Origin of the sequence: Streptomyces sp. NBC_00076 (assembly GCF_045041235.1) — a bacterium.
Classification (GTDB): domain Bacteria; phylum Actinomycetota; class Actinomycetes; order Streptomycetales; family Streptomycetaceae; genus Streptomyces.
This window is the reverse complement of the sequence record NZ_CP108242.1, coordinates 911,821-924,822: the sequence shown is the minus strand read 5'-3', so window position 1 is coordinate 924,822 and position 13,002 is coordinate 911,821. Positions and strand designations below refer to the sequence as shown.

10 protein-coding genes are annotated in these 13,002 nt (G+C 70.5%); 2 read left to right on the top strand and 8 right to left on the bottom strand.

Annotated features, from left to right (window positions below):
- Positions 1–291: a transposase gene (locus OHA64_RS04400; RefSeq protein ID WP_405608071.1), complete on the bottom strand. Its 291-nt coding sequence runs from the start codon at positions 289–291 to the stop codon at positions 1–3.
- Positions 288–488 carry a hypothetical protein gene (locus OHA64_RS04395; RefSeq protein ID WP_405608068.1) on the bottom strand — a complete coding sequence of 67 codons (201 nt, stop codon included), beginning with the start codon at positions 486–488 and terminating at the stop codon, positions 288–290. Before OHA64_RS04395 ends, OHA64_RS04400 begins: the two co-directional genes overlap by 4 nt.
- 536 nt (positions 489–1,024) lie before the next feature.
- Here OHA64_RS04395 and OHA64_RS04390 point away from each other — a divergent pair.
- The gene (locus tag OHA64_RS04390) at positions 1,025–3,721 is read left to right on the top strand and encodes a YfhO family protein (RefSeq protein ID WP_405608065.1); all 2,697 of its coding nucleotides are present in this window, start codon (positions 1,025–1,027) and stop codon (positions 3,719–3,721) included.
- A 152-nt stretch (positions 3,722–3,873) separates the two neighbouring features.
- On the opposite strand, the gene bla is transcribed toward OHA64_RS04390, so the two are convergent.
- From bla to OHA64_RS04360, 6 genes are all read right to left on the bottom strand, one after another.
- The gene (gene bla, locus OHA64_RS04385; RefSeq protein WP_405623863.1) at positions 3,874–4,797 is read right to left on the bottom strand and encodes a class A beta-lactamase; all 924 of its coding nucleotides are present in this window, start codon (positions 4,795–4,797) and stop codon (positions 3,874–3,876) included.
- 206 nt (positions 4,798–5,003) lie between these two features.
- Positions 5,004–5,258, bottom strand: a complete 255-nt coding sequence (locus OHA64_RS04380; RefSeq protein WP_405623862.1) for an EF-hand domain-containing protein — start codon at positions 5,256–5,258, stop codon at positions 5,004–5,006.
- A gap of 168 nt (positions 5,259–5,426) precedes the next feature.
- Positions 5,427–6,077: a response regulator gene (locus OHA64_RS04375; protein WP_405608062.1), complete on the bottom strand. Its 651-nt coding sequence runs from the start codon at positions 6,075–6,077 to the stop codon at positions 5,427–5,429.
- Positions 6,078–6,838: 761 nt separating this feature from the next.
- Positions 6,839–7,774, bottom strand: a complete 936-nt coding sequence (locus OHA64_RS04370; protein WP_405608059.1) for an SGNH/GDSL hydrolase family protein — start codon at positions 7,772–7,774, stop codon at positions 6,839–6,841.
- 474 nt (positions 7,775–8,248) lie between these two features.
- A complete protein-coding gene (locus tag OHA64_RS04365; RefSeq protein WP_405608056.1) occupies positions 8,249–9,574 on the bottom strand; it encodes a sensor histidine kinase in 1,326 nt (441 codons plus the stop codon).
- Positions 9,575–9,714: 140 nt separating this feature from the next.
- A complete protein-coding gene (locus OHA64_RS04360; RefSeq protein WP_405608053.1) occupies positions 9,715–12,210 on the bottom strand; it encodes an MMPL family transporter in 2,496 nt (831 codons plus the stop codon).
- 247 nt (positions 12,211–12,457) lie between these two features.
- Between OHA64_RS04360 and OHA64_RS04355 the strand changes: the two genes are divergently transcribed.
- Complete coding sequence (locus tag OHA64_RS04355) at positions 12,458–13,000, top strand: hypothetical protein (protein WP_405608051.1); 543 nt, start codon at positions 12,458–12,460, stop codon at positions 12,998–13,000.
- Positions 13,001–13,002: the final 2 nt, after the last annotated feature.

The window sequence follows — 13,002 nt, the reverse complement described above, 5'->3', positions numbered from 1 at the left end:
TCAAGGTGACGTGGGTTCGTTGAGGGTCAGGCCGGTGCCGGCTATGAAGCCGTCGAGGGTGTCGGGCCGGTACTGAAGGCGCTCGAGCCGGTTACGGACGAGGGGTTCGAGCCGCTCGAGCGCGCCCACGGCGAGGTTGGCCAAGCTCCGCTTGACGTGTGCCCATACCCACTCGACGGGGTTGAGATCGGGCGAGTGGGCGGGCGGCAGGAACACCGTCAACCACTCCCGCTCGGCGGTCAGCTCGCGCATGGCGTGGGAGACGTGGGTGTTCAGACGGTCCCAGATCAAGGCACGATCGGTGCCTTGACGAGCTGGTGGACGTCGTCGATGAGCGCGATGACGTCCCGCTCGCCCATGCTGCGGCGTGCGCTCCTGCCCGCTCGTTGGGTGCGCGGCCGGTGACACGGCCGGGTGCGCGAGCCCGGCCGTATCGCGATCAGCCCGGCCACCGGCAGGCGCCCTGAGCGGCGCCCGCTGACGGTCACGACCGGGGTGCGCCCTCGCCGGCCCCGGGTTCGTCCCCGTGGCGGCTTGCGGGGGAACCCTGCTTCGTCCTCGAAGCAGATGTAGCCCCCCGCAGGCCGCCCGGGCCCTCATCGAGGTACGCGGCCAGTTTCTCCAGACAGCGCGGGGACAGCCGGCAACGGGATCCACTCGGGCCGCGGGAAACCAGAGCCTCACGACCGCCGTCCCATCCACAACTGCTACGTGAAGTCAGTAACTCTCGAACAATGCGCCGGACAACTCCCGTTCACTCGCCATTAACGGACTCCATGCAAAAGCCCTGCGCCCGAATTCGAATTCGCATCCGTCTTTTCCTGCGTTGGCACAACCAACCGGACGCAAGGCCCGTCTAAGTCGGCGAATCGACGAGGCGGGGGTGACATCCCCGGCCGGGACGCCACGCGTCCCGAATGCTCTGGGGGCTGTCAAGCATGCACTGTTCGACCCTGTATCCGGCCGCATTACAAGGTGGCATTTCCCACCGGAACGCACTGCGACGCCCGGGCGGGGGCGGGGTGTGAAACCGACAACCCTGACCCCCGTCCCCGCGCCGGACCGGCCGGCCGATCCGCCGTCCGGCCCGGCGCGCGACCGTCCGGGCCGAGTCCGCCTGCCGCGCCCGACCGGACCGGGGCAAGCCGCCGCGCTGCTCGCGGCGATCGTCACCGTCACCGCCTTCTGCGCCGCCGATGTCATCGCCCGCAGCTACCCCTTCGGCCCCCGCACCCGGAGCGTCAACGATCTGGGCAACCAGTACGTGCCGTTCCACGAACACCTGTGGGATCTGCTGCACGGAAGGGCCGACGGCGGTCTCCTCCTCAACTGGCAGTCCGGGTACGGCTCCAGCTTCCTTCCCGACCTCGGTACGTACCTCACCAGCCCGTTCGCCCTGCTCGTGGCGGTGTTTCCGCGGGACCGGATCGACCTCGCGGTGTATGTGATCACCGTGATGAAGGTCGCGTCCGCCGGCGCCGTCATGGCCTGGCTCCTGCTGAGCCTGCGGCCGGGCCGCTGGTGGGCGGCGGGACTGCTGGGGGCGTCCTACGCTTTGTGCGGGTGGACCGTGGCGAGTGCCGCGTACAACCTGATGTGGCTGGACGGGCTCATCGCCCTGCCGCTGCTGTGCCTGGTCGGCGAATGGCTGCTCGACGGACGGCGTCAGGTCCTCGGTGTGGTGGTCGTGGCCGCCGCGTGGATCGCCAATTTCTACACGGCTTACATGGCCACCCTCGCGGCCGGTCTCGTGCTGCTTCTGCGGCTGTCGCTCTCCGATCTCCCACGTCGCCGAAGACTCGCCGCGGCGGGCCGAGCCGGCCTCACCGTCGTACTCGGCATCGGCCTCGCCGCCCCGCTGGTGACGGTGGTCTACTTCGGCACCACGCACGCCTCGCCGGGCAGATTCAAGAACTTCACGCCGGTGGCGACGGAGGACCTCCTGGCCCGCCTGCTGCCGACCACGTACAGCTTCAGTTCGCCGGCGGTCTACGTGGGGACCACGGCTCTGCTGCTGGCCCTCGCCCTGCCCTTCCACCGCGCGGCTCCCAGGCGGGTGCGCACCGGGTGGACCCTGCTGGTGGCCGGGATGACGCTCTCGATGCAGTGGGGCCCGACCCAACTTCTCTGGCACGCGTTCACCCCACCGCAGGGCAGTTCGTACCGCGAGACCTTCGTGCTGTGCGCGCTGCTGGTGATCGGGGCCTGGCACTCACTCTCGTACGGGCCGCCCGACCGGCGCGCGCTGTGTGCGGCAGGCGCGCTGTTCGCGCTCATCACCGCCATCGCGAGCCGAAGCGACCTGGTGCGTTCCTTCACCTGGCCGGTGCTGCTCGGCGCCGCGGCGGGCGCGCTGGGCGGGCTGGCCCTGCTCCGCCGCACGGACGGCGAACGTTCCGTCGGCAACGGGCGCCGCGCTCTGCCTGCCGTACTCGCCGTGGCGCTGCTCGTCGGCACCCAACTCGGCGAGGCCACCGCCACCTCCGCCGTGGCCACCCGCATGCGGCTCGGGCACATGGACGACTACGCGCCCTGGGGGGACCGGCGACAACAGCAGGCGCAGGCGATAGACGAGGTGGACGGCTGGCCCCGCTACCGTACCGACGCCGGCCGGGAGCAGACCGTCGGCAACGATCCGCTGCTGGTGGGCGGCCAGGGCGCCCAGTACTACAGCAGCCACACCTCCGACGTGCTCTTCCGAACCCTCACCGCCCTCGGGGGCGGCTGGACCTCGGGGGGCCGCAGTCTGCAGAGCCTGGACAACGCCGTCACGGACGTCATCTTCTCCGTCGGCGCCCGCGTGCACTCCCCGCCGGACCCGCACCAGAACTGGTTCCCGCAGGACGGCACCCGGGTGACCGTGACACGGCGGGACGTACCTCCCCTGGTGACGGTGCGACCGCCCGCCGCCTCCGCAGGCACGGGCGTCTTTGCCTTCGGGCCGTCGCCGTACCGCAACCAGGAACTGCTGCTGGGCACCCGGGTCTACACCGTGCCCCGCCTCACGGTACGGACCAGCACCGGGAAGCCGCCGCACCGCAGCGACGGCGAGCCGCCGGGCGTGCGCATCGGAGCCCTCGATCCCGAGACCGCCGTACGGAAGCCGACGATCACGACCCAGTGCCCGGCAGGCAGCGAGGTGTACCTCTGGGCGCCGCACTTCGCGGGCACCGCACGACTCACGGGCGACATTGCCGATGGCCTGACCGGGCGGTTCCGGTCCGACCCCGTCACCAAGATCGCCGCCATGCAGCGGCTCGGCACGGCCCCGGCCTCGGGACGCCTGCGCGTCGAGCTGTCCCCCAACCGGACGAGCGTCGTCCCGGACGGTGCGATCGGCTGCCTGGACACCACCCGGCTGCACTCCGCCGTCGAACGCCTCAAGACCACCGGTGCCAGCGAAGTGACCGTATCCGGCGGCACGATACGGGCCACACTCCCCGCCGGAAGCACGGGCACCGCCCTCGTCGCGGCTCCCCGGATCGCCGGATGGCGCTGCGCCGCGGACGACGGCTCCGCCGCACCGGCCGGGCAGTACTACGGACTGATCGCCGTCCCCCTCGACGCCTCCACGACCAGCGTCACCTGCACCTTCCACCCGCCCGGTCTGCGGCTGGGCACGGCCGTCGGCTGCGTGTCGCTCCTGGCGCTGCTCCTGCTGTGCGCCTACACGGTCGTCCGCCGACGGCGTGCCACAGATCGTGGTCCTGGCCGCCGGTGACGCTCTCGGGCCGTGCCCGGGGCCGGGCCGCGCCAGGCGGCGTGCGGCACGGTCCGGGCACGGGACTCGGTTCGCGGAGGAGGGGCAGGGACCTCAACGGAGCGGGGAGGGGGACGCGCCCCGATCCGAGCCGCGCGAAGCAGGTTGCCGGGTCAGGTGAGTGCTGCCGCCACCAGCGCGGCGGCCCTGGCTACCAATGGGTTGTCCGTAGGTCCTTCGGGAGCGAGTTTGGTCGACAGGACGGACAGGACCAGGGGCGGCCGACCGGGAGGCCAGACGACGCCCACGTCGTTGGCGATTCCGTAGGCCGGTCCGCCCCCGGTCTTGTCCGCGAGCGTCCAGTCGTCGGGCAGGCCCGCTCGGAAGCGCTCGATATTGGTGGAGTTGGAGATCAGCCACCCGGTCAGCCGTTCCCGGTCCTCGTGCGCCAGGGCTCGCCCGAGGACGAGCCGCGCGTAGGTCTGCCCGACCGCGCGAGGGGTGGTGGTGTCGGTCCTCCGCCACGGTTCCGCCGTGTTCAGCTCGGGTTCCCACCGGTCGAGCCGCGTCGTCCGGTCCCCGAGCGAGCGGCAGAACCGGGTGATCGCGGTCGGCCCTCCCAGTTCGATCATCAGGAGGTTCGCCGCCCCATTGTCGCTGTGGGAGACCGCGGCGGAGCACAACTCCTCGACGGTCATGCCGCGCGCGACGCTGTCGTCCGTACTCGTGATCGGTGCGTACCCCGCGGCCGTGACGTAATCCTTGGTGTAGTGGATCCGCTTGGCCAGGTACTCACCGTTCTGGTCGAGGTCCCGCAGGACCGCCGCGGCGGCGAGCGTCTTGAACACCGAGCAGATCGGGAAGCGTTCCTCGGCGCGGTACGCCACTGTCCGCCCGGTGGCGATGTCGTGGGCGAAGACTCCGAGACGCGCGGAATACTCCTGCTCCAGGTCACTCAACTGCCGGGACAGCTCTGCCCCGCCGGCCGTCGAAGCGTGTGCCGCGGTCGGTACGGCGACCGTCAGCGCCGCTCCGGCGCCGAGGGCCAGTAACGCCCTGCGACGGGCGTGAATCTCTGTGGAAGCCGAGGCGGCCATATCCATCCGAATCATCCCATTCATTCGTACGGTCATGATCGTGTTTCGCTACTCAGGACGCCATGACGCTGAGGTCGGTTTCCCCCCCGCTCGCGGTACGGCTCCGGCGATGCACCAGAGGAACGCGCCGCCGGTCGGAGCTCAGTGGCGGACCGATGGGACGGGACGCCCGGCACTGGTCTTCACCCGGTTCGGCCGCCCCGCCGTCAGCGCCAGCCGAAACGGCGGTCCACGACCGCGGCGAACTCCTCCAGGGTCAGGACGGCGTCCCCGTTCTGGTCGGCGGCGTCGAACAGCGCGGAGGAGGCATCGGCGTCTCCCACGGCCCAGAACGGCAGGTCCCCGGACGCCGCCAGCGTCGGGCCCTTCGTCCGCAGGGCGATGATCACCTCTTCGCGGGTGAGCGTTCCGTTCTCGTCGAGATCGAGCGCCTCGAACAGTTTCCGGGCCTTGTCGCTCATCGTGTCGTCCCCGTTCGTCACCTCGGCGAACCTGTCGGCCCGCCCCTCTACAACAGATGAGAACGCCTCCGCCGTCGTCCGGGTTCCGGAGCTCCGGCCTGCCACTGACAACTCGGCACCCCACCAGGCCGATACCTGGCAGTGACACCATGCTCGGTGCCGTTCTGGTCAGGTGGTGAGGCCTGCGTCGCGGGCCACGAGGGCGGCTTGCACGCGGTTGGTGACCTCCAGCGCGGTCAGGATGCGACTCACGTGCGCCTTGACGGTGCTCTCGCGCATGGCGAGACATGTGGCGATGTCGGCGTTGGTGTCGCCCTGGGCGAGCAGGGCGAGTACGTCGCGTTCGCGTGGGGTGAGCCGCTCCAAACGGGCCTGGGCCGCGGCGACTTGGGGCTGGTTGGTGGCGTGGTAACGGTCGATGAGGCGGCGGGCCGCGGTGGGGTGGAGCATGGCCGATCCCGCGGCCACAAGGTGCACGGCGCGCAGTATTTCGGCTGGGTCGGTGTCCTTGAGGAGGAACCCGTCGGCTCCGGCGGCGAGGGCGTCGTAGACGTATTCGTCGAGGTCGAAGGTGGTCAGAGTGATCACCTTCGGGGGATGGGGGAGGGCCCGCAGCCGGGGCGTGGCGGTGATGCCGTCCATGCGGGGCATGCGTACGTCGACGAGCGCGACGTCGACGCGGTGTGCCGTGGCCTGCTCGATCGCCTGGAGGCCGTCGGCGGCCTGGGCCACCACCTCGATGCCCTGGTCGCCTTCGAGGAGGTCGGCCAGGCCGAGGCGGACCAGGGCGTCATCGTCGACGATCATGGCGCGGATCATGTGCGGGTGCCGTTCTCTTCGAGGGCAGCGGGGCGTGGAGGTCAAGGTCTGTGCCCTTCGCGGTGCAGGCGAGCCGCTCGCCGGCCCCCGGTGAATGGGCGGAGGGGCGGCGACTGGGGGGAGAACGCCGACCGGGGCCGACCGTCCTTCCGTGATCGTACGGCCGACAGCGGCTCTGGTTCGGCGGTCGTCCTGGCCTGGCCGGCGCCCGCGTCGCCGGAGCCGGGGGCCCACCCCGGTAACAAGGCGGCCGTGGGGTGGGCGCCCTGCCGGGCTTCGACTGCGCGGCGCGACTTCCGGCCCGCGAACACGGTGGAGGCGAGGCGGACCGTGACGCCACGGCGAGTCTCAAGGCGGCCGGCCAGGGGGCCTGCGACGAGCCGCTGAGGATCGCCGATGTCGGGACGGTGATCCACGAGGCGGCAACCCACGGTCGGAGTGAAACGCCGACCGGCTCGAGTCGGTGCAGGACGGTGGCCACGGGGTTGCTCCCGCCAGAGAAGGGGTCATTGCATGGACGGGCCCGACCTGGCCCGGACTTCACCCTAGAAGCGGTATCAAGGGGCGCTACGGCACTGCGGGCGGGAATGCGGCGACACCGGCTAGTACCGCGGTACTAGGTTTCATCCTCCTTGCGGCTGCGATGAGTGGTCCACGGTCTGCCTCACGGGGTCGTGGCGAGCGGGGCCGGGCGGAGGGAGCGGCGAGCGAATGGTGTGCGGGGCGGGCTGTCGTCGATGCGATGCAAGGGACGGTGTCGATCAGTCGCCGATCGCGCGGAGCACGGCATCGGCCATGCCTTGCTCGCCGTGCGCGTTCGGATGGACGGCGGCGGCCGGCCTGGTGGGCCGCAGAGGCTCGATCCAGCGCGTGTGCTCAGCGGAGCAGGCGTCGCGGCCGACGGACGGGGAGTAGGTGTCGACGTACGCTGCTCCGGCGGCCTCGGCCTGCTCGCGCAGCATGGTGTTGAGCTGCTTCTCCTTGTCGTACAGGTAGGTCGCGTCACCGGGCGCGAGAGGCAGCTCCTTGCCGCAGCCTTTCCCTTCGGCGGGCAGGATCGCCGGATAGCCGACGACGTAGACGCGGGCCTTCGGAGCGCGCCGTTCGATCTCGGCCAGCGCCGCGGACAGCTGTCGGCCGGTCGCCTGGATCTTCTGTGCCACTTCGTCGGTGCCGCCGTCGACGTACTGCTTCTTGCAGGGCGCGGTGTCGGAGAAGAGGCGTCCGCCGCTGGTCGCGCGGTACAGCGACCCCATCGTGACGCATCGCGTGACCGTCGAGCCGAAGCCGATGTCGTTGCCGCCGATGCCGAGGGTGACCAGCCGCGTCCGTGTCGAGAGGGCCGAAAGCTGGGCGGGGTTGGTGCCGTTGGACGTCGTCTGCGGCGAGGTGAGCCTGGTGATGGTGGCGCCGCTGCAGCTGATGTCATGGAAGTGGGAGGCTCTGACGCCGAGTTGGCGTGCCACCAGTGCGGGGTAGTTGTGGTCGGAGCGGTCGCAGCCGACCGGTGTCCCGGTCTGTCGGGGGATCTTCGGGCCGGAGGTGTAGGAGTCGCCGAGAGCGACGTAGGGTCCCGGCTGCGGGCGCTCGTCCCTGGCGTTGTCGTAGGTGCCGTCCGGTCGTCCGATGAGGACGGCGGTGAGCAGAACGCCGCAGCTCATGATTCCGGCCAGACCTGCGCGTGCGTACGGTCCCATGGGTTTCTCTCCTGTCGTCGTCACGGATGACCAACTGCTGGGCGGAACCGCAGGCCAGGCGGCTGTGTGCGAGGGGCGGCGGTGCCCGGAGCGGGACCGGCAGGGCCGGCTGGGGGAGGTGGAAGGCTTGCCCGGAGCAGGTGGGGATGAGGGCGTGTGCGAACCTGCCGTCAAACTAGGCGGGGAAACGCGCTTGTCATCGGCACCGTGGGACCGAATACGGAGGGGCCGAGCGGTACCGGGGTAGGAAGGTGCGTCGACTCGGGGCGGAGGTGCGGTCACGCCGGTCGGCGAGTCCTGCGGCATGGGTCGTACACCGATCCGTCAGGACGGCATCGGCGGAGTCCGGGGCGGTACGGACTGCCGCGCTGGTCCGTGGCCCCGCCGACGACGGGGAGGCCAGGGCGGAGCCTCCAGCAGCATGCCGAAGCCCAGTCCGCTGCGGCGCTTGGTCGTCGACGGTGGGGGCAATGGTCAAGCGGGTTGCCTCTCAAGGGAGTTGACCGGCGGGTTGGTGATGAGGACGGCGTGGACGGTCCAGCCGCCGTGAGGGTGGGGGCCGGCGGTGACCTCGCCCCGGTAGAGGGCGGCGCGCTCGCGCATGCCGATCAGGCCCCGCCCGCTGCCCGTCCGGCCAACGCGTGCACGCGGGGTACGGGGCGGGCCGGTGTCCTCGACCGTGAGGCGCACGCTGTCGGGGTCGGCGGCGATGGAGACGTGGACCGAGCTGTCGGAGGCGGCGTACTTGACGGTGTTGGTCAGGGCCTCCTGGATGATGCGGTACGCGGACAGCTGGAGTCCCGGGGCCAGTTCGGTGAGGTCGCCGTGTGCGTGCAGGGCGACGGTCGGGCCGGCGGCGCGGACTCGGTCGAGCAGGGCGTCGAGGTCGGCGAGGCCGGGCTGCGGGGCGAGCGGGACGTCGTGTGAGCGGTCCTGGCCGTGGCGGTCCCGGCCGTGGCGGTCGTCGCCGATGACGGCGAGCAGGCGGCGAAGTTCGGCCAGGGCGTCGCGGCCGCTGACGCTGATGGTGCGGAGGGTCTGGGCGCCGCGTTCGGGTTCGGTCTCGGTGAGGCCGGCTGCGCCGTCCGCGAGGCCGACGATGACGGCGAGGGTGTGGCCGAGGATGTCGTGCATCTCGCGGGAGACACAGGCGCGTTCCTGCGCGGTGGCGAGGCGGGCCTGTTGGTCGCGTTGCTTCTTCAGGGCGTCGATGTAGGCGTAGGCCAGCCGCACCAGCAGGCCCAGTGCCGCGAACGCCACTACGGCGACCATCACCATCAAGGTCACGGGCTCCGGACGCGTGACGTACTCCAGCTGCTGGCCGCGCCAGAAGAAGTAGGCCCATGCGACGAGTTGCACGAGGGTGACACCGGTGGCGACGGCCAGCCGGCGTGGGGTGCAGTGACGGCCGACATTGAAGAGAGCGACCACCCGGGCGAATTCGGCACCGGTCAGCACACCCAGAGGAAGAGACGCGACGGAAACGGCCGTGGTGAGGGCGAACACCAGCATGGGGCGTCGTTCCCGCCACAGCAGCGGGATACAGAAGGCGAGGACGAGCGGCAGCTGGGGATTGCCGACGTTGTGGGGATTGAGGTACGCGTCGCTGCCGCCCGCGAAGCAGAAGACCGGGACCCCCCACCGCCGGACCCAGGGGTGGGCCTGGTCGGCCCGCCGCCACGAGGCGAGCCGGGAGACGACCGAGACGATCACCCGCTGCTCGGGATCGCTCGTCAGGGCCTGAAGGAACTGGCGCTCGTCCGGGCGTGGGGCGGGAGCGGGGGCACTCGGTGCGGTCACGGAATGGGCCCTTCGCGATGTCAGGCCGCCCGCCGGCCCGGGGGGATCGGGCCGACGGGCGGGGCGGGGGGAGACGGCCGGTGAGAGTCGGCCGCCACGTCAGGAGCCGGTGCGGAAGCCGGTGTTACGGGTCGCTCTCGTCAACTCCTGCGCATCGGGTTCTTCAGCAGCTTCCGGTTCTTCAGCAGCTTCCGGCGTACCGTTGCCTTTGACTCCGTCGTGTCGGCGGGGACGACGGCGTCTCCGCCCCGTGTCAGGCGCTGCTTGAACCTGGACAGTCCTCGGGCCTTCCCCGAGGCATTCCCCGGGGCCTGCTGGGCAGGTGCCGGCTCGTCCGTGACAGCAGAAGCGGGGACGCCCGTGGGATGGGGAGCGCCGTGGCCGTCCGACTCCGTGTGGATACCGGCGGCGACACCGGCGGGTACGAGTTCAGGCGCGGAGTCCGTCTGTTCGGCCTGTTCGGCCTGTTCGGCTTCGAGCGCGTGGCGCAGTTTCTCGCCCTCGACATCCACGTCGGGCAGGATGCGGTCCAGCCACTTCGGCAAAGTCCAGGAGCGGTGGCCGAGCAGGGCCATCACCGCCGGGACGATGGTCATCCGGACGACGAAGGCGTCCAGGAACACGGCGGCGGCGAGCCCCAGCCCGATCGACTTGATCAGCACCTCGTCGTCGAGGAGGAATCCGGAGAAGACGGAGACCATGATGACCGCGGCCGCGGTGACCACCCGGCCGCTGTGCCGGAAACCCCGCACGATGGCCTGTGTGGGTTCGGCACCGTGGACGTACTCCTCCCGCATGCGGGAGACGAGGAAGACCTCGTAGTCCATGGCGAGTCCGAACACCACGCCGATCAGCACGATGGGCAGCAGGCTGACGATGGGTCCGGTCTGGTCGACGCCGAAGAGGTCCTTCAGCCAGCCCCACTGGAAGACCGCGACCAGGACACCGAGGGTCGAGACCACGCTGAGCAGGAAGCCCAGGGCGGCCTTGAGCGGGATCACGATCGACCGGAAGACCAGCAGGAGCAGGATCAGGGCCAGACCGACGACGATGGCCAGGTAGGGCACGAGGGCGTCGGAGAGCTTGGTGCTGACGTCGATGTTGACGGCCGTCAGGCCGGTGACCATCAGGTCGGCACCGGATTCCTGGTGCAGAGCGGTGCCGTGGTCACGGATCTCGCCCACGAGGTCCTTGGTGGCCTCACTGGTGGGGGCGCTCTTGGGGACGGCGCCGAGCAGGGCCACGTCGCCGGCCTGGTTGAAGGAGGGAGGACGGACGGCCGCGACATCGTCCAGCTTGCTCAGCATGGTGTACGCGTCCTGGGCGGCTGCCTTGGGACTGTCGCTGTCCCGGGCGTCGACGACCACGGTGAGCGGTCCGTTGAAGCCCGGCCCGAAGCCCTCGCTGAGGGTGTCGTAGGCGATGCGCTGGGTGGTGCCGGGGGGCTTTCCGGAGTCGTCGTTCAGGGCCATCTTCAGGGACATCGTGGGGATGGCCAGCAGGGCCAGGCCGACCACCGACACCGCGAGCACCTTGACCGGGTTGCGGGTGACGAACCTCGCCCAGCGCACGCCCATCGACTCGCCCTCGCCGCGCTCCAGTGCCTTCATGCGGCGGGTGTGCAACGTGCCCTTCATGATCCGCAGGCCGGCGAAGCCGAGGACGGCGGGCAGCAGGGTCAGCGCGATGATCACGGCGATGGCGACGGCGAAGGCCGAGGCCAGGCCCATCGAGGTGAGCATGCCGATACCGATGACGCTCAGGCCGCTCAGCGCGACGATCACGGTCAGGCCGGCGAAGACGACCGCCGACCCGGCGGTGCCCACGGCACGTCCGCACGCTTCCTCGGGTTCGTGGCCGTCGCGGATCTCGTTGCGGTAGCGGGAGACGATGAACAGGGCGTAGTCGATGGCGACGGCCAGGCCCAGCATCAGTGCCAGGGTCGTGGAGGACGAGGCCAGGTCGAAGAAGTGCGTGGCGAGCGTGACCGACAGGACGGCCGCGGCCACCCCGAGGATCGCGGTGAGCAGAGGCAGTCCGGCTGCGATCATCGAGCCGAAGGTGATCACCAGGACGACGGCGGCGACCCCGACGCCGATCAGCTCGGCCGCCTTGCTCGCGGACTTGCTCTCGACGGCGTTGCCGCCCAGGCTCACCTTCAGGCCCGCCTTCTCGCCCTGCTGGACGACATCGGTCTGCACGGCGTGGGCCGCGCCGCTGACGTCGGCCTGGGCGACCTCGTAGGACACCTGGGCGTAGGCGATGGTGCCGGACCTGCTGACCAGACCGCTGGTGAACGGATCCGAGACGCCCGACACCTGCGGTGACTTCTCCAGCTTCGCCACCAGGGACTCGACCTCGGCCTTGTTGGCGCCGGAGGTGAGTTTCTGCCCGTCGGGCGCCTCGAACACCACACGCGCCGTGGCGCCGTCGGCGGATGCCTGCGGGAACTCCTTCCGCAGCAGGTCGATCGCCTTCTGCGACTGCGTGCCCGGAACGCTCAGGGCCCCGGAGGAGGTGCCGGGCGCACTCATGGCGCCGATGCCGATGGCGGCGAGGACGGCGATCCACAACATCACGACGAGGCGTCGTCGCCGGAACGTCAGCCGGCCGAGCCGATAGAGGAAGGTGGCCACGGATTACTCCCACCAGGAGAAGAGATCATTGGGTGAGCTGGGCCTGACTGACCCGCGATCTCAACCTAGGAGCGGTACCGGGGGACCATCCCGTACCGCGGAACCGAATCCGGCGGGGCCCGTTAGTACCGCGGTACTACGTCCTGTCCTCCTCGAAGCCCGCCGACCGGCGATGCCCCGACGCAAGAGAGACGGTGACCACGACACGGCCGCCACCGGAGTACCGGAGACCTCTAGACTCCCGGCCATGATGCCCTTGGACGACCCGCGCTGGCCCGCCCTTGACCATCGGGGTTGGTCACTGGGACAGGGCGCGCAGGACGCCCCCTTCGTCCCCGACGAGTTGCGACTCCTGGTGGCCCATCCCACGAACGGCGAGCGCTTCAACGACCTGTGGCCCTACCTGTGCTCCGAGGGCACCGCCTGGCCGGCTGCCTACGCCGCCGTGCCTCACCTCGTCACGATCGCGCGCGGCCTTCCTCCGGCCGAGCGCAGCGACTACCTGTACGTCATCGGCCTCGTGGCCATGTGCTCCGGCGCACTCGGAGAGGTCCCGGTCGACCTGCCCGACGACCTCGCGGACGCGTACCGGCGAGCCCTCCCCGAGGCCATGACTCTCCTGGCGGAAACGCTGGCCACGGCGGAACACGACCAGATCACGACCCGCTACCTGCTCGCCGCCACGGCGGCCCTCAAGGGCCACCCCGAATACGCCGAGATACTCAACGAGTTGGACGTCTTCGCCGAATGCCAATCCTGCGGCGAACCCATGCTCGAACTCCAGGAGTAGCC